The organism is Sulfitobacter sp. AS92, assembly GCF_038900015.1.
Classification (GTDB): Bacteria; Pseudomonadota; Alphaproteobacteria; order Rhodobacterales; family Rhodobacteraceae; genus Sulfitobacter.
Genome location: NZ_JBBMQL010000005.1, coordinates 144,144 through 160,768, shown reverse-complemented (window position 1 = coordinate 160,768; position 16,625 = coordinate 144,144). Strand labels below are relative to the sequence as shown.

Sequence of the window (16,625 nt, the reverse complement as noted above, 5' to 3'; positions counted from 1 at the left end):
TGGTTGCCTTGACGATTTTGTCGCTGGGCCTCTTTTCTGACAGCGTCAATGTTCTTGTAAAAGACATTGAGGAAGGACTCGCAGCCCAATCTTCCAGTTAGAAAGAATGCTGAGCACCGCGACACTTCATCCCATCGCCGCTGTGCCGACCAATTCTCGTCATAATCGGCAGCTATTCTGCCTTTGACACAAGCGGGCTCAGACCCGCTTCCATAGCAAAGAGGTGACAACATGCGGGCCGTATTTGGATTGGTTCTTTTGGTAGGTATCGCACTTGCCGGTGGGGCCGTATATCTGGCGAAAGACCGGATTTCTCAGTATCAAGCAGCCAATGCACAGGCGCAGGCCGCACTGGCGCAGGTGGTGCCAACACAAACCGTTTGGGTGGCCGACAAGCCGCTTAAGTACGGGCAGCCCCTGACTCGTGCAGATGTGCGCGCTGTAAAATGGCCTGAGAACGCGATACCTGAGGGCAGCTTTGTTGAAGAAACCTTGCTGTTTCCTGAAAATAGCAGAGATCAGCGCATCGTGCTGCGCAACATCGAAAAAGATGAAGCGATCATGGCTGTTAAGGTGACCGAGCCGGGGGAAGACTCCGGTCTGACCTCCCGCCTTGCCCGCGGTATGCGCGCCTTCGCTCTCAAGGTCGACGTGTCCAGCGGTGTGTCGGGCTTCTTGCGCCCCGGCGACCGGGTCGATGTTTATTGGACGGGCCGCGTCAACTTGGGCAGCCAATCCAGCAACGGCGACGTAACCAAGCTGATCGAATCAGCAGTACAACTGATCGCCATCGACCAAAGCGCCGATGCGCTGGTGATGGAGGAAGCCTCAATCGCTAAGACCGTGACCGTAGCCGTGAACCCCCAACAGGTCGCAGCCCTCGCCCAAGCGCAGTCGACCGGCAAACTGTCCCTCTCCTTGGTCGGCACCAATGACGATACCGTGGCCGAAGCCATTGAGGTCGATCAGCGGTCGCTTCTTGGGATTGAGATGCAAGAAACCATCGCAGAGGTCGCCAAAGAGAAGGTTTGCACGATCCGCACACGTCGCGGCGCTGAGGTGGTCGAACTTCCGATCCCCTGCACAAACTGACCTGATGACCCCCTCTTGCTATGCTAAGCAAAGACGTCGCAGCCTCTGCGGCGTCTTTTCCATTTCAAGGTTATGTTGCGAATAGCCCACATGCAAAGCACCCGCGAAGAGCTTGATTCTTGCAATAAAATTCGAATTGCCGCAGAGTGCTGCCAAACGAGGGCGAAAAGACCCATCCCGAGGCGTGATCAAAAAGGCAGGTCACATGAAAATCGATAGATTTCTGAAAGCGGCCCTATTGGGGCTGACTCTGGGCGCGATGCCATTGGCATTGACCCTGCCCAGTTCTGCTGGCGCCGACACGCTGCGGGTTGTGAAACGCGGCACGAACTCCAGTCTCGATGTTCCGATGAACCGCGCCGTGGTGGTCGAAAGCGACATCCCCTTCGCTGAATTGAGCATTGCCAACCCCGGCATCGCGGATATCTCTTCGCTGTCCGATCGCACCATCTATGTGCTCGGCAAATCCCCGGGTCTGACCACACTGACGCTGCTGGACGCTGGCGGGCAATTGATCACCAACGTCGATGTTCGCGTGGCTGCGGATGTATCCGAGTTTAAAGAGCGGCTGCGCCAAATCCTTCCGGGTGAGAAGATTGAGGTACGCACGGCCAATGACGGCATTGTGCTGTCGGGCATCGTGTCTTCGACACAGCGCTTGCAACGCGCGCTTGATCTGGCCGAACGCTATGCGCCTGAACGGGTCAGCAACCTAATGAGCGTTGGCGGTATCCAGCAGGTGATGATGAAGGTCCGCTTTGCGGAAATGCAGCGCAACGTGTCCAAATCGCTCGGGTCTTCGCTTGCGATCAATGGCGCGATTGGCGGCACTGGCATCAATGCGGGCACCGGCAGTACCAATTCATCTGGCGGGGTCGCCTCTTCGCTTGGCGGTACGATCCCCTCCTCCAACCAGAACGCAGGCGCGGTGCTGTTTGGCTTTAACGCCGGGTCGACCCAAGTGGGCATCTTGCTGGAAGCGCTAGAAGAAAAAGGGGTTGTGCGGTTCTTGGCGGAACCGAACCTAGTCGCGCTGTCGGGGCAAGAGGCCAAGTTCCTCGCCGGGGGGGAATACCCCGTTCCCGTCGCGCAAACAGGTGACACCATCGCGGTTGAGTTCAAGCCCTTCGGTGTTGAGCTCGCCTTTATTCCGCGTGTCGTGGACAAAGATATCATCAACCTCGAGATGAACGCCGCCGTATCGGCCATCGATGCGAGTAACAGCATCGCCCTGGGCAACGGCATCGAGATTTCCGCCTTCACCCGCCGTGAGACGTCGACCACGGTCGAAATGCGCGATGGCGAAAGCTTTGCCATTGCCGGGCTTCTGACCGACGACTTTACTGACAGCACGCGGCAACTGCCGTGGATCGGCGATGTGCCAGTGCTGGGCGCGCTGTTCCGGTCAGCGGATTATCAACGCAGCCAGACAGAGTTGGTGATCATCGTCACCGCGCATCTGGTAACGCCAACCCGCAGCGAAGCGCTGGTACTGCCCACGGACCGCATCAAGCCGCCCTCAGAGAAAGACCTATTCTTGCACGGGCGCACCGCCGACGGCACTCGCACCCCCACCCGAGGCGCGGCGGGCGAAGTGGCCAAGCAGGACTTCCGCGGCTCCTACGGTTACGTACTGGATTGATCCGATGACACGCAGACATATCACGTTGATCGCTGGCACCGCGGCCCTCGCCGGGCTCACCGCCTGCGCCCCCAGCAACGATCCGGTCTATACACAGTTCTACCGCGAAGCCGGCTCGGTTGTGGACATAGGCCAGTTCGGCAATGCCACGTTGCATAATCGGCAAGTTATGACGGGCGAGAAGCATGTGACCTTTGATCTGGCGAATCGTTTCGCCAACGAAGTCGGCTCTACCGTGACCTTCGCCTTTAACTCTGCCCAGCTGGACGCCACTGCACAGGCCGTTTTGCGCCAACAGGCCGGATGGATCCGCCAGTTCCCCGAGATTCGCTTCCGCATTTATGGCCACACCGATCTGGTCGGCTCGCAGGCTTATAACCGGGCCTTAGGTCTGCGCCGCGCGCAGGCAGTGGTGGGCTACCTCTCGACCTTGGGAATCAGCCCAAGCCGGTTGGAAGCTGTTGTTTCCTTTGGCGAAACCCAGCCCCTGATCGTCACCCAAGGCCGCGAGCGCCGCAACCGGCGCACCGTGACCGAGGTCAGCGGCTTTGTGCACGGCCATCCGATGCTTCTGGATGGTAAATATGCGCAGGTCATTTATCGCGAGTATGTGGCCAGCGCCGTGCCCACCTCGCAATTAAGCACCAGTGCCACTGCGGCTGGTGGCAGCGGCGGGGAGTAAGGCCAAGGGCCTCTTCTGAAATAGAAATTTACCCCCGTGCCCTTGGGTCGCGGGGGTTTCTCGTACCCGCCAAGAGATGTCCAATAGGGCGCTAAAACGCGGATCGTTTCACAATACCCAACAATGGAGGCTTTTTGGCCCCAATCTCGCCCCAGTTGGGCGTGATATTCGACCCAGAAGGACAAATGTGCCCGGCTCAGAGGCCGCGCATGAGGCAGAGGCCAGAGCGGACGCGGCGACAGAATATCGCCGCCCCCCGGCCAAACCGTTGATGTAAAGGACAAAAGGTCATGAGCAACAGTATGCCCCAACCCGAAGCAGCGCCGATCGTTGCCTGCACAATCAGCCGTGATGTACAAAACTTCGACCTCTTGATCGAAGATATGGAGGCCACGCTTGGCGAAAGCTGGGGCGATCTGGGATTCGCCGAAGCGCTGGCATTCTTTGGGCAACCCGAAGCCGCGGCGATGGAATTTGTAGCCCTGGCTATGGATGAGACCGACGAAGACAACCTTGTATTGATGAGCGAGATCATCACTCAAGCCAAGGCCCGTGATATCCGCGTGATCCTGATCGCCGAGGACATGACCCCCGCAGCTTTGCATTCGCTGCTGCGACAAGGCGCTGACGAATTCGTTCCCTATCCGCTGCCCGAAGGCGAGTTGGCCCAAGCCATCGCACGGGTTCGCGCAGGGGAGAATGCCCCCCCTGCCCCCGCCGCAGAAACAGAATCAGCAGCCCCACAGTTAAAAGCTGGCGCGCGCAAAGACGGTGCATTGATCGTGGTGCACGGATTGGCCGGTGGCACCGGTGCGACAACACTTGCTGTGAACCTTGCTTGGGAACTTGCCAACGCGGACAAGAAGAACGCGCCTTCCGTCTGCCTGTTGGATTTCGATCTGCAATACGGCTCCGTCGCGACATTCCTTGACCTGCAACGCCGCGAGGCGGTCTACGAGATGATGTCCGACACGCAGTCCATGGACGAAGAGATCTTTGGCCAAGCGCTGCAAACCTTTGAAGACAAGCTGCATGTGTTGACCGCCCCCGCGGAAATGCTGCCGCTCGACATCATCACCAACGAAGACGTCGACCGCATCCTGAGCATGGCCTGCAACCAGTTCGACTATGTCATTGTGGATATGCCCTCAACGCTGGTGCAATGGTCTGAAACCGTATTGACCAGCGCGCATATCTATTTCGCTATGCTGGAACTTGATATGCGTTCGGCCCAAAACGCTCTGCGCTTCAAACGCGCGCTGCAATCCGAAGAGCTTCCCTTTGAGAAGTTGCGCTATGTGATGAACCGCGCGCCCAAGTTCACCGATCTCAGCGCCAAGAGCCGGGTCAAGCGCATGGCCGAATCGCTCAGCATCTCGATTGACGTGCAACTGCCTGATGGCGGCAAGGCGGTGACGCAGGCCAATGATCACGGCCTCCCGCTCGCCAATTCTGCCCCAAAAAGCCCGCTGCGGCGCGAAATAGCCAAGCTGGCAGGCTCCATCCACGATCTCAAGGGCGATCAGGCCAAAGCAGCCTGAGCCCCCTAGCGAAAGAGCGTATCGATGTTTTCCAAGTATAAGAAACCAGCCTCCGCGACCCCGAAAGCGACCCCTGCTTCGGCGCCAGCCAAACAGGCCGCGCCCGCAAAGGTTGTTGAAGCCGCGCCAGTAGCCGCCCCCGCAGTTGCTGAGGCCGCCAAATCGGCTTCGATGCGCCGCGCCCTCAAGCCCGCAGCCGCAGCGCCGGTAGACCGTGATGTCAAGCGCAAGCAGCGGATGGGCGACATCAAACTTGAGCTGCACCGCGCGCTGTTGGACAACCTCAACCTTGCCGCTTTGGAACATGCTTCAGAAACAGAATTGCGCCAAGAGATCAACGACATAGCGGTCGAAATTCTCTCGGAAAAGAGCATCGTGCTCAACCGCGAAGACCGCATGACGTTGAACTCAGAGCTTTATGACGAGGTGACCGGTCTTGGCCCGCTGGAAACGCTGCTGAAAGACGACACCGTAAACGATATCTTGGTGAATGGCCCGCAGCAGATCTTCGTCGAGCGCGACGGTAAGCTGCAACTGACGGACATCACCTTTAAGGACGAAAAACACCTGCTGCGGATCATCGACAAGATCGTCTCGGCGGTGGGTCGTCGCGTGGACGAAAGCAACCCTTACGTCGATGCACGCCTGAAAGACGGCTCGCGTTTCAACGCCATGGTGCCCCCCGTCGCGGTGGACGGGTCGCTGGTGTCCATTCGTAAGTTCAAGAAAGACAAACTGGGCATCGACGATCTGGTGAATTTCGGTGCTTTCTCAGAAGAGATGGCCGCCTATTTGCAAGCCGCCGTGGCGACGCGTCTGAACATCATCGTATCAGGCGGTACAGGCTCAGGTAAGACCACCACGCTCAACGCGCTGTCTTCGTTCATCGCCAATGATGAGCGTATCCTGACCATCGAAGACACCGCCGAACTTCAGCTTCAGCAGACCCACGTAGGCCGGATGGAAAGCCGCCCGCCCAACGTCGAAGGCAAGGGCGAAGTCTCCCCCCGCGACTGTCTGAAAAACGCGCTGCGGATGCGCCCGGACCGGATCATCGTGGGCGAAACCCGCGGTGAAGAGGTCATCGACATGTTGCAGGCGATGAACACCGGCCACGACGGCTCTATGACCACGATCCACGCGAACTCTGCCCGCGATGGCGTGTCGCGTCTGGAGAACATGATCGCCATGGCTGGGATCGAGATGCCGCTTAAGGCCGTGCGCAGCCAGATTTCTTCGGCGGTGAACCTGATCGTGCAGGCCTCGCGCTTGCAGGACGGCTCGCGCCGCATGACCTCCATCACCGAGATCACCGGCATGGAAGGCGAGGTAATCTCAATGCAAGAGATCTTCCGCTATCAGCGTGTCGGCCTGACCCCTGAAAACAAGATCATTGGCCACTTCACCGCCACCGGTGTGCGCAGCCACTTCTCCGAGCGGTTCCGCATGTGGGGCTATGATCTGCCCGCCTCCATCTACGAACCGGTCGCGGCCCAGTAAGGATTGATGTAATGAGTGCCGAACCAATCATCTATGGTCTGATCTTCATCGGCGTTCTGGTGCTGGTCGAAGGGCTGTACCTTGTCGCTTTCGGCAAATCCATCAGCCTCAACAGCCGGGTCAACCGCCGCCTTGAGATGCTGGAAAAAGGCGCCCGCCGCGAAGAGGTCTTGGACAAGCTGCGCAAAGAGATGCAGCAGCATATGAACGCCAAGTCGATCCCGCTCTATTCCCTGCTGTCAGAACGTGCGCAGAAAGCCGCGATTGCTTTCACGCCGCAGCAACTTTTGATGATTATGGCTGGTCTCGCCGTCGTGGCCTTTCTGGGGCTGACGATTGGCACTGATACGTCAGTGTCGGTGCGCGCGCTTATTTCCATCGTCATGGGCGTCGGCGCGGTGTTCTTTTGGGTGTCGCACAAAGCTGGTAAACGTATGTCGATGATCGAAGAGCAGCTTCCCGATGCTGTTGAATTGATGGTCCGCAGCCTGCGCGTCGGCCACCCGTTTTCTAACGCGATCTCCATCGTATCCAAAGAGATCCAAGATCCGCTGGCGTCAGAGTTTGGGGTCATCGCCGATGAGGCCGCTTATGGCCGTGATCTGGGCGAGGCGCTGAAAGACATGGCTGAACGGCTCGACATGCAGGATTTGCGCTTCTTGGCCGTCGCCGTGACCATTCAACAGCAATCTGGCGGCAACTTGGCCGAAATCCTCGCCGGTCTGGCCAAAGTGATCCGCGCCCGATTTCGCCTATTCCGCCGCGTCAAAGCGATCACGGCCGAGGCGAAATGGTCGGGCAAATTCCTTTCGGCTTTCCCACTGGCCGCGCTGGTCGTGATTAACCTTGGCGATCCGCATTACTACGACGAGGTGCGCGATCACCCCTACTTTATCCCCGCCTGTTTCATCGTGGGCATGTTCCTTGTGCTGAACTTGTTCGTGATGCGCATCCTCACCAATATCAAAGTCTGAGAGGCCGATGATGGAATTTCTCAATCAGCTTAACGAGCAGATCAACGAGGCCTTGGGCCCGATGGGCCTGATCATCATCATCGGCACCTTGGGCGTTACCTTGGTTGCGCTAACCTTGGTGATGATGCTGCGCCAGCCCGAAGATCCGCTGTCCAAGCTCAAACGCACCAGTTCTGCGCCCGCGGCTGACGGGACGCGTCAGCAGTTGCGCCAGTCCGACCAAAACGCGCAATTGCAGAAATTCGCCAAGTTTCTTGAGCCTGAGGACGTGGCCGAACTCAGTGCCAAACAGTTGATGCTGCGTCAGGCGGGCTATCGTTCGCGCGATGCTGTCCGGCTGTATTACTTTGCCCAGTTTGCCCTCGGGATCCTCGGATTGGTGGGCGGTTTGGTCTATACCAAAGTCTTGGGCGGCGGCGAGGGGATGACCACGCAGCAGACAATGATGTGGGCCATCGGCCCCGGTGCGATTGGGTACTATTTGCCGAAATACTGGGTCCGCCGCCGGGTTGATTCCCGTAAAGAAGAGATCACTCGCGGCTTCCCAGATGCGCTTGATATGATGCTGGTTTGCGTCGAAGCGGGTCAATCGCTGGATCAATGTATCGTCCGTGTCGGTCGCGAACTTCGCGCTTCCTACCCCGCCCTTGCCGAAGAGTTCGAGATGGTCGCCTATGAGATGAAGGCTGGCAAGGACAGGATCACCGTCCTAAACGACATGAGTGAACGGTGCGGCGTGCAAGATGTCTCTTCTTTCGTGACAGTCCTGATCCAATCCGCAGCCTTTGGTACCTCCATCGCCGACGCGCTGCGCGTCTACGCTGAAGAGATGCGCGACAAACGTGTGATGCGCGCCGAAGAAGCGGCAAACAAGTTGCCAACCAAGATGACCCTTGCCACAATGGGCCTCACCGTACCGCCGCTGTTGATCATTCTGATCGGCCCGTCGGCACATGGCATCTCGAAACTGGGACAGATGGGGAATTAATGACGGGCAAAATTCGGCGCAGGCTGGCCCGCGTTGTCTTCTTCGGGCCGATCTTGGTCCTTGCTCTGGCCGCCTGCTCGACAGGCGGCTTTTCTGCGTTGGGTGGGGATAACAAGAAACCAGATTCCCTTTTTGCCCCCGGTGTGAACCAGCGTGCAGAGGCCGTCGACGGGATTGAAGTGGGCCACAGGCTTATTGCGGCAGGACAGTACGAGCTGGCGCTTAAATCCTTTAACCGCGCGGCGCTTGATCATGGGTTGACCGGCGAAATCCTCTCAGCTTTGGGCAGCGCCAACCTTGGGTTGGGCCGCTTGGGCCAAGCCGAGACCCTGCTGCGCCGCGCCGTTGAAGAGGACGCTGCCGAGCCGGAAGTCTGGAACAACCTTGGCGTCGTGTTGATGGAAAGCGGCCAAACCGCCGAGGCCGAGCAGATTTTTCGCAAAGCCTATGCGCTCGACAATGGCGAAAGTGACGCAATCCGGGACAATCTGCGCTTGGCGCTCGCAAAAACGGAAAAATCTGTTATAACAGAAGTCAATGAGGATAATTATAAATTGGTGCGGCGCGGCAGCGGGGATTACCTGATCCGTCCGACACCATGACCAGGCAGAGCAGTAAAAGGACGCAAAATGCGCCATCCAATCATTCTGGCCGTCTGCATGGCAGGCGTCACCGCCCTTGCAGGCTGCGGTGAAAAAGACGCGAACGCCACCGTTGAACGGGCCTTCAAGGACGTCAACGTGGTGGACGAAACCAACCTTTCTGACGTGATGCTGACCGTGGCCGACCCCAATGAGGCGGTCAGTTACTTTGCGCGGTCCGTAAAGGAAAGCCCCGACCGGGTCGACCACCAGCGCGGGCTGGCCGCATCGCTCGTGCGCGCCAAACGCACCACCGAAGCCGTGGGTGAATGGGATAAGGTCACCAAGATGGAGGGCGCCACGCCCGAAGACAACGTGCAGCTGGCCGATGCGCTGATCCGCTCGGGCAACTGGGCGCGGGCCGAAACGGTCCTGAACGGCATCCCCCCTACCCATGAGACATTCGCCCGCTACCGGCTGGAAGCGATGGTCGCCGACAGCAAAGAACAGTGGAGCCGCGCCGACAGCTTTTATGAAATCGCCGTCGGGCTGACCACCACCCCCGCCGCTGTACTGAACAATTGGGGTTATTCCAAACTGACCCGTGGCGACTATGCCGAAGCGGAGCGTCTGTTTGGCGAAGCAATCCGTCAGGATGACACTCTTTTCACCGCCAAGAACAACCTCATCATGGCCCGTGCCGCACAGCGCGACTACACCCTGCCCGTGATGCCGATGGAGCAATCCGAGCGCGCGCAGCTTTTACACACCATGGCGCTTTCCGCGATCAAACGCGGCGATGTGGAGACCGGCAAAGGCCTGCTGCGCGAAGCGATCGACACCCACCCCCAGCATTTCGAAGCCGCCGTCCGTTCCCTGCGCGCATTGGAAAACGGCTAACCCATGGCGATCTCTGCCACGGCGGCCCTGTGGTTCCTGCCCTTCGTCTTGCCGATCTGTCTTTATGTCGCCTTCACCGACATGAAGCAGATGCGCATTACCAATCAGGCGGTCTTACTGCTCACCGCGATCTTCGTGGTGCTGGGGCTGTTTTTGCTGCCCTTTGAGACCTATCTTTGGCGCTTGCTGAGCCTTGTCATCGTCTTGGGCGTCGGAATCGTGCTGAACGCCGCTGGCGTCATGGGGGCCGGAGACGCCAAATTCGCCGCCGCCGCCGCGCCCTACATCGCGCTAGGTGATCTACGCCTGTTGATGATGCTTTTCATGGCGACGCTTCTTGCCGCCGCCGCCACGCATCGCGGGGTGAAATACACCCCCCTGCGCAGGCTCGCCCCCGATTGGCAAAGCTGGCAGGAAACCAAGAAGTTCCCTATGGGCCTCGCCCTTGGCGCCACGCTGGGGCTCTATCTGATCATGGGGGCGATTTACGGCGCCTGAGCACGGCCATAGCCGGTACAATCTCTTTCTTCGCGATAGATTGTCCACATTCACGCCATATTCAGGATTTACCCTTCAGTCTGACCGAGCGCCGCCGCCCGCCCTTTCAAGGAACCCGTTGATGAACGCCCCGACCAGCACAGTGCTTGCCCCACCGCCCCCCAAGCGGCTGGAGGATATGAAACTGCCCATCGTCATGATGCGCGACATCCTTCTAAAAACGATTTTCCGCAAAAACGTCGAAATGGTCAGCGATCTGGCACAGGCGCTGTGCTTGCCGATTCAAGTCACGCAAGAAATGGTCGACCAAGCCCGCGGCCAGCGCCTGCTAGAGGCGACAGGCACACTGAGCGCCACCAGCGGCAATGAGATGGGATATCAGCTGACCGATGCAGGCAAGGCACGCGCGCTCGACGCGTTGGCGCAGTCGGAATATTTCGGCGCCATGCCTGTCCCGCTTGAGGTTTACCGCGAACAGGTCAAACGCCAGTCGGTGCGCAACCTGCAAATCACCCGCGCGCAACTCACCGGGGCGATGGGCCATTTGGTGCTGCCCGATAGTTTGCTGGACCATCTCGGTCCTGCCGTCTCTGCCGGGCGGTCGATCCTGATGTATGGCCCGCCGGGCAACGGGAAATCAAGCATTTCCAACGGTATACGCGATGCGTTGGGCGACAAGGTCTATGTGCCGCGCGCCATCGAATACGCGGGCCAAGTTATCACCGTCTACGACCCGATCGTGCACTCCGCCGCCGAGTCTGAGGTCCAAGACCCCACCTCCTTGCGCCGCGTCACCCGTTATGACGCCCGCTATGTCTGCTGCGAACGCCCCACCGTCATCACCGGAGGAGAGCTGACACTCGACATGCTCGATTTGGTCTACAATCCCGCGGCACGGACCTATCAGGCCCCGCTGCAACTGAAAGCCGCGGGCGGCGTCTTTATCGTCGACGACCTTGGCCGCCAGCAAGAGCCACCGCAAAGCATCATCAACCGCTGGATTGTGCCGCTTGAAGAAAGCAAAGACATCCTCGCCCTGCAATCGGGCGAGAAGTTTGAAGTGCCGTTCGACACGCTGGTGATTTTCTCAACCAACTTCCACCCGAATGAGATCTTTGACCAAGCGGCCCTCCGGCGGATTTTCTTTAAAATCAAGATCGACGGGCCGGACCAAGAAAACTTTCTCAAAATCTTTGCCCTAGTCGCACGCAAACGCGGCATGCCGTTGGACGAAGCGACACTGGTTCATCTGCTCAAAGAGAAATATCCAACCATCAACAACGTCTATGCGAACTATCAGCCAAACTTCCTAATTGACCAGATGATCGCCATCTGCGATTTCGAGGGCATCCCCTACCAGATGAACCCCGATCTGGTGGACCGCGCCTGGGCTAACATGTTCGTCCGCGATGAGGTGATCGTTAAATAGCTCCAGCTGCTGGCCCCACGGCCTGCCGATACTACATTGGGTGTCATGCGCGCCCTACCCACTAAATTCGCCGATTGGTTTGCCCAGAACGGCTGGTCTTTGCACCCGCACCAGCAAGAGATGCTGGACCGCGCCGATGCCCCCGCCCTGCTGCTCATCGCCCCCACAGGCGGCGGCAAAACACTGGCGGGGTTCTTGCCCACCCTCGTCGATCTGACCGAAGAGCCGCATGAGGGCATGCACACGCTCTATATCTCGCCCCTCAAAGCGCTGGCCGCCGACATCAAGCGTAACCTGACCCGCCCGGTTGAGGAGATGGGCCTGCCAATCCGCATCGAAGACCGCACCGGCGACACCTCGCAATCGCGCCGCCGCCGCCAACGGGCCGACCCGCCGCATATCCTGCTGACCACACCGGAAAGCCTCGCCCTGCTGACATCTTACGAGGACGCGGCCCGCACCTTTCGCGGCCTCAAACGGGTGGTGATCGACGAAATTCACGCCCTTGCCGAAAGCAAACGCGGCGATCAACTGATGCTCGCGCTGACCCGGCTTCAAGCGCTCTGCCCCGGCCTCAAACGGGTTGGCCTCTCGGCCACGGTCGAAGACCCCGCCGCCATCGCCCACCTCATGGCCCGCCACCCTGATCCCTGCGAAGTGCTGCTGGCCGACCCCGGCCCCGCCCCTGACATCCAGATGCTACACACCGAAGAAGCCCCGCCATGGGCGGGGGGGGGAGCAGCCTATTCAATCCCGGCAGTGCTGGAGCAGGTGCGCCAACACAAAACCACGCTGATTTTTCACAATACCCGCGCACAGGCAGAAATTTTCTTTCACAATCTGTGGCTCGCCAATGAAGACGCATTGCCTATCGCGATCCACCACGGCAGCCTCGACCGCGCCCAACGCGAGAAGGTCGAAGCGGCCATGGTCCGCGGCGATCTGCGGGCCATCGTCTGCACCGGCACGCTGGATCTGGGCATCGACTGGGGCGATGTGGACCTGATCATTCAGATTGGCGCGCCAAAGAACGTCAAACGCCTCGTCCAACGCATTGGCCGTGCCAACCACCGCTATAATGCGCCATCCAAGGCGCTGCTGGTGCCCGCGAACCGCTTCGAAGTGGTCGAATGCGTGGCCGCCCTAGAGGCCGTGCTCGAGGGCGCACTCGACGGTGATCCCCGCGGCGCAGGCCCGCGCGACGTGCTTTGCCAACACATACTCATCACCGCCTGCGCAGGCCCTTTTGACGCAGATGACCTCTTTACCCAAGTCCGCTCTGCAGGAGCCTATGCCGCCCTGCCCCGCGCCGAGTTCGACGCGTGCCTCGATTTCTGCGCCACGGGTGGCTACGCCCTGCGCGCCTATGACCGCTGGCAACGCTTGCTGAAACGCGCGGACGGCCAATGGCAGTTGCGCGACCCGCGCAGCGCGCAGCGCATCCGCATGAACATTGGCACCATTCAGGATACCGATAAGCTGAAGGTGCGCATGAAACGCAACCGCGGTGGCAAACCTCTGGGCGAGATCGAAGAAGGCTTCGCCGCGACCCTCACCAAGGGCGACACATTCCTCATCGGCGGCCAGATCGTGCGCTACGAAGGCCTGCGCGAGACCGTGGTTGAGGTCAGCCGGAACGCTGCCAAAAAACCCAAAGTTGCAACCTTCGGCGGCACCAAATTCGCCACTTCCACGCAGCTGTCGGCCCGCGTACAACGGATGTTCACCCAAGACAGCTGGCCTGAATTGCCGCGCCACACGGCAGAATGGCTGGGCTTGCAGCGCGAAGTCAGCCAACTACCGCAACCCGGAACGCTGCTTGTCGAAAGTTTCCCGCATGACATGGCCGAGCAAACAGTCTTTTACGGCTTTGCCGGACGCAACGGTCAGCAGACGTTGGGCCTTCTGCTCACCAAGCGCATGGAAGACCTGGGCCTGCGGCCCTTGGGGTTCGTAGCCACTGACTATGCCACGCTGATCTGGGGGCTGGCCCCTGTCGAGGACCCCGCGCTGCTGCTTGATCCCACCGTGCTACACGAAGGTCTCGACAGTTGGCTTGCAGGCAACGCCGTGATGAAACGCACCTTTCGGGCGGCGGCAACCGTCGCAGGACTGATCGAGCGCAACACACCACAGGCCCGTAAATCCGGGCGGCAAGCGACGTTTTCCAGCGACATTCTTTATGACACGCTACAGCGCTATGAACCGGACCATCTGATGCTCGACATCACTCGCGAGGAGGCGTTGAGCGGGCTGGTGGATTTTGGCCGAATCGAAGAGATGCTTGCCCGCATCGCCGGGCGCATAACCCATCGCAAACTGGATCGGGTGAGCCCACTTGCCGCGCCGCTTTTTTTGGAGATGGGTCGTGTGCCCGTCGAAGGAGCCGGACAGGAACGCATGCTGGCGCAAGAGGCCGAAAGACTGATGGAAGCGTCCGGACTTGCACAGCTCACCCCACCGCCATCCGATCAACCCCGCTGGCGAACGGGAGGCTAAACGCAGACTCCCCGTGGGTTGAGATGTCGTGCACGGTATTTGAAAAAGGATGAAGAGGATTAAGCATTCTTTAATCAACGAGGTGCATGTTTCGTCTGCGGTACAGGCTGCGGAGCCGATGACCGTAAAGGATGAAGGCGCGCCTCCGGTCGAGTTACCGCTTGGTTGCGGGGCGCGTTTTCTGCATTTCATCCTTTCTTAAATACCGCTGCGACACCTTATCCGATCATCCTACATCTGCGTTTGCCCCTTGCCAAATCAGCGTCGATCTCAGATGAACAAAGGATGAACGGACTGGATTTTTCTTTCGTAGGCACCCTGCTGACTGCCCTTGGCTCAGGCGCGCTTTGGTGGCGTGAACGGGACTTGCTTTGTGTGAGTGATCTGCACTTGGGTAAGTCAGAGCGGATGGCGCGACGTGGCGGATCGGCATTGCCGCCTTATGAAACCCGCGACACATTGAACCGTCTGGCCGCGGATTTATCCTTTACGCAAGCGCGGCATGTGGTCTGTCTTGGTGATAGTTTTGATGACCTTGGCGCGGCGCAAGCGCTGCCAGAAGACGAGCGTTTGTGGATACTGGGCCTGCAAGCCGGTCGCCGGTGGAATTGGATTGAAGGCAATCACGATCCTGGTCCGGTCGGGCTGGGCGGTACGCATTTAAGCGAGCTTTCATTTGGGCCGCTTACTTTTCGCCATATCGCCGTGCCAGGGAGCCGTGGAGAAGTATCAGGTCATTATCACCCTAAGGCGACGGTCCGGGCGCGGGGGCGTAGTATTTCACGGCCAGCCTTTTTGTTTGACACTTCGCGGCTGATTTTGCCTGCTTACGGCACGTATACTGGCGGGCTTCGCAGTCAATCGCGAGTGCTCTGTGACTTGATGGACGCGGATGCCCGCGCGGTGCTGACCGGGCCGCAACCTGTGGCCATACCCATGCCAGGAAAGGCGCGATAATGAACGACACTATTGAACGCCGCGTGCGGGAGAGCTTTGCATCGCAGACGATGATGCAGACGCTGGGCGCGAAAATTATCGAGGTTCAGCCTGGTTTGGTGCGGGTTTCTGCGCCGATCTTGCCGAGTGCGATGCAGCAGCAAGGGTTCGGCCATGCGGGGTTAACCTTTTCCATCGGCGATTCGGCCGCGGGGTATGCGGCCTTAAGCATGCTTCCACCCGATGTCGATGTTGTGACCTCTGAGATAAAAATCAATCTGTTGGCCCCGGCGCAGGGAGACCGGCTTGTTGCCACAGGCCGGGTGGTGAAACCGGGGCGGCGGCTATGCGTGGTTACGGCTGAGGTTCATGCTGAAAACGATGGCGAGACAAAGCTGATCGCCATCCTACAGGGCACCATTGTGCCGGTGAGCGCGTCTTAAGCCGTTAGCCCCTCGGGTTCATCAAGGCCGTTGGCGCGGCAGCAGGCAGTGACGGTATTGGCCAAAAGGCAGGCGATGGTCATTGGCCCTACACCGCCCGGAACGGGAGTGATGGCCCCGGCGCGCTGGCTGGCACTTTCGAAATCTACATCGCCGACCAATTTCGTTTTCTCACCCACCTCGATCCGGTTGATGCCCACGTCGATCACCGTGGCGCCTTCTTTGATCCAATCCCCCGGTACCATCTCAGGGCGGCCCACGGCGGCGACGACGATATCGGCGCGGCGCACCACCTGCGGCAAATCGCGGGTGCGGCTATGGGCTATGGTGACGGTGCAGCTATCGCCAAGGAGCAGCTGCGCCATGGGTTTGCCAACGATGTTTGAGCGCCCGATTACCACGGCGTTCATGCCAGACAGATCACCATGCTGTTCGCGCAGCATCATCAGACAGCCCAAGGGTGTACAAGGCACCATGCTTTTCTGCCCCGTACCCAGCAGACCCACGTTGGAGATGTGAAAGCCGTCCACATCCTTGGCCGGGGACACGGAGTTTACCACGCGCTGTTCATCAAGGTGATCCGGCAGCGGCAGTTGGACGAGGATGCCATGGATCTCTGGATCGTTGTTCAAGCTGTCGATCAGCTCAAGCAACGCCTGTTGTTCCACAGTGGCGGGCAGTTTGTGTTCAACCGACTTCATGCCCACCTCGCGGGTCATCTTACCCTTGGAGCGCACGTAAACTTGGCTCGCGGGGTCTTCGCCCACCAGCACTACGGCGAGGCCCGGTGTTATCCCATGATCAGCCTCAAGCCGGGCAACATGGCCCGCCACCTTTTCACGCACTGTTGCCGCAAAGGCTTTACCGTCGATGATCGTCGCTACCATATCCGTCTCACTTTCGCTCGCTTCAGGTTGAAC

The 16,625-nt window shown here is 59.3% G+C and carries 15 protein-coding genes; 14 read left to right on the top strand and 1 reads right to left on the bottom strand.

The annotated features are described in order from the left end of the window. The first annotated feature begins 231 nt into the window (after positions 1-231). The 14 genes from cpaB (at position 232) to WNY61_RS11425 (ending at position 15,705) form a co-directional block, all read left to right on the top strand. Complete coding sequence (gene cpaB, locus WNY61_RS11490) at positions 232-1,092, top strand: Flp pilus assembly protein CpaB (protein WP_342851577.1); 861 nt, start codon at positions 232-234, stop codon at positions 1,090-1,092. 205 nt (positions 1,093-1,297) lie between these two features. After that, a complete protein-coding gene (locus WNY61_RS11485) occupies positions 1,298-2,734 on the top strand; it encodes a type II and III secretion system protein family protein (RefSeq protein ID WP_342851576.1) in 1,437 nt (478 codons plus the stop codon). A gap of 4 nt (positions 2,735-2,738) precedes the next feature. Next, complete coding sequence (locus WNY61_RS11480; RefSeq protein ID WP_342851575.1) at positions 2,739-3,416, top strand: OmpA family protein; 678 nt, start codon at positions 2,739-2,741, stop codon at positions 3,414-3,416. Between the two features lie 290 nt (positions 3,417-3,706). Beyond that, positions 3,707-4,957, top strand: coding sequence for an AAA family ATPase (locus WNY61_RS11475; protein WP_342851574.1), 1,251 nt, complete (start codon positions 3,707-3,709; stop codon positions 4,955-4,957). 24 nt (positions 4,958-4,981) lie between these two features. Further along, positions 4,982-6,457, top strand: coding sequence for a CpaF family protein (locus WNY61_RS11470; protein ID WP_342851573.1), 1,476 nt, complete (start codon positions 4,982-4,984; stop codon positions 6,455-6,457). 11 nt (positions 6,458-6,468) lie between these two features. Then, a complete protein-coding gene (locus WNY61_RS11465; protein WP_342851572.1) occupies positions 6,469-7,431 on the top strand; it encodes a type II secretion system F family protein in 963 nt (320 codons plus the stop codon). 10 nt (positions 7,432-7,441) lie between these two features. Next, positions 7,442-8,419 (top strand): type II secretion system F family protein, encoded by a 978-nt coding sequence (locus tag WNY61_RS11460; protein ID WP_342851571.1) that lies wholly within the window; start codon positions 7,442-7,444, stop codon positions 8,417-8,419. After that, complete coding sequence (locus WNY61_RS11455; protein WP_342851570.1) at positions 8,419-9,021, top strand: tetratricopeptide repeat protein; 603 nt, start codon at positions 8,419-8,421, stop codon at positions 9,019-9,021. Before WNY61_RS11460 ends, WNY61_RS11455 begins: the two co-directional genes overlap by 1 nt. A gap of 27 nt (positions 9,022-9,048) precedes the next feature. Then, a complete protein-coding gene (locus WNY61_RS11450) occupies positions 9,049-9,900 on the top strand; it encodes a tetratricopeptide repeat protein (RefSeq protein WP_007119132.1) in 852 nt (283 codons plus the stop codon). A 3-nt stretch (positions 9,901-9,903) separates the two neighbouring features. Beyond that, a complete protein-coding gene (locus WNY61_RS11445; protein WP_342851569.1) occupies positions 9,904-10,398 on the top strand; it encodes a prepilin peptidase in 495 nt (164 codons plus the stop codon). A 121-nt stretch (positions 10,399-10,519) separates the two neighbouring features. Then, positions 10,520-11,827 (top strand): ATPase, encoded by a 1,308-nt coding sequence (locus tag WNY61_RS11440; protein WP_342851568.1) that lies wholly within the window; start codon positions 10,520-10,522, stop codon positions 11,825-11,827. 45 nt (positions 11,828-11,872) lie between these two features. Beyond that, a complete protein-coding gene (locus tag WNY61_RS11435) occupies positions 11,873-14,326 on the top strand; it encodes a ligase-associated DNA damage response DEXH box helicase (RefSeq protein ID WP_342851567.1) in 2,454 nt (817 codons plus the stop codon). 285 nt (positions 14,327-14,611) lie between these two features. Beyond that, positions 14,612-15,283: a ligase-associated DNA damage response endonuclease PdeM gene (pdeM, locus tag WNY61_RS11430; RefSeq protein ID WP_342851566.1), complete on the top strand. Its 672-nt coding sequence runs from the start codon at positions 14,612-14,614 to the stop codon at positions 15,281-15,283. Further along, positions 15,283-15,705 (top strand): PaaI family thioesterase, encoded by a 423-nt coding sequence (locus WNY61_RS11425; RefSeq protein ID WP_342851565.1) that lies wholly within the window; start codon positions 15,283-15,285, stop codon positions 15,703-15,705. Before pdeM ends, WNY61_RS11425 begins: the two co-directional genes overlap by 1 nt. On the opposite strand, the gene folD is transcribed toward WNY61_RS11425, so the two are convergent. Further along, positions 15,702-16,592, bottom strand: a complete 891-nt coding sequence (gene folD, locus WNY61_RS11420; protein WP_342851564.1) for a bifunctional methylenetetrahydrofolate dehydrogenase/methenyltetrahydrofolate cyclohydrolase FolD — start codon at positions 16,590-16,592, stop codon at positions 15,702-15,704. The two genes, WNY61_RS11425 and folD, sit on opposite strands and share 4 nt — an antisense overlap. Positions 16,593-16,625 lie beyond the last annotated feature (33 nt).

What these genes read in the sequence shown, in the direction of transcription:
- WNY61_RS11450 (WP_007119132.1), top strand. Translation starts at nt 9,049, where the DNA reads ATGCGCCATCCAATCATTCTGGCCGTCTGCATGGCAGGCGTCACCGCC.
- WNY61_RS11470 (WP_342851573.1), top strand. Translation starts at nt 4,982, where the DNA reads ATGTTTTCCAAGTATAAGAAACCAGCCTCCGCGACCCCGAAAGCGACC.
- folD (WP_342851564.1), bottom strand. Translation starts at nt 16,592, where the DNA reads ATGGTAGCGACGATCATCGACGGTAAAGCCTTTGCGGCAACAGTGCGT.
- WNY61_RS11460 (WP_342851571.1), top strand. Translation starts at nt 7,442, where the DNA reads ATGGAATTTCTCAATCAGCTTAACGAGCAGATCAACGAGGCCTTGGGC.
- WNY61_RS11440 (WP_342851568.1), top strand. Translation starts at nt 10,520, where the DNA reads ATGAACGCCCCGACCAGCACAGTGCTTGCCCCACCGCCCCCCAAGCGG.
- WNY61_RS11425 (WP_342851565.1), top strand. Translation starts at nt 15,283, where the DNA reads ATGAACGACACTATTGAACGCCGCGTGCGGGAGAGCTTTGCATCGCAG.
- WNY61_RS11435 (WP_342851567.1), top strand. Translation starts at nt 11,873, where the DNA reads ATGCGCGCCCTACCCACTAAATTCGCCGATTGGTTTGCCCAGAACGGC.
- WNY61_RS11480 (WP_342851575.1), top strand. Translation starts at nt 2,739, where the DNA reads ATGACACGCAGACATATCACGTTGATCGCTGGCACCGCGGCCCTCGCC.
- WNY61_RS11455 (WP_342851570.1), top strand. Translation starts at nt 8,419, where the DNA reads ATGACGGGCAAAATTCGGCGCAGGCTGGCCCGCGTTGTCTTCTTCGGG.
- WNY61_RS11445 (WP_342851569.1), top strand. Translation starts at nt 9,904, where the DNA reads ATGGCGATCTCTGCCACGGCGGCCCTGTGGTTCCTGCCCTTCGTCTTG.
- cpaB (WP_342851577.1), top strand. Translation starts at nt 232, where the DNA reads ATGCGGGCCGTATTTGGATTGGTTCTTTTGGTAGGTATCGCACTTGCC.
- WNY61_RS11475 (WP_342851574.1), top strand. Translation starts at nt 3,707, where the DNA reads ATGAGCAACAGTATGCCCCAACCCGAAGCAGCGCCGATCGTTGCCTGC.
- WNY61_RS11465 (WP_342851572.1), top strand. Translation starts at nt 6,469, where the DNA reads ATGAGTGCCGAACCAATCATCTATGGTCTGATCTTCATCGGCGTTCTG.
- WNY61_RS11485 (WP_342851576.1), top strand. Translation starts at nt 1,298, where the DNA reads ATGAAAATCGATAGATTTCTGAAAGCGGCCCTATTGGGGCTGACTCTG.
- pdeM (WP_342851566.1), top strand. Translation starts at nt 14,612, where the DNA reads ATGAACGGACTGGATTTTTCTTTCGTAGGCACCCTGCTGACTGCCCTT.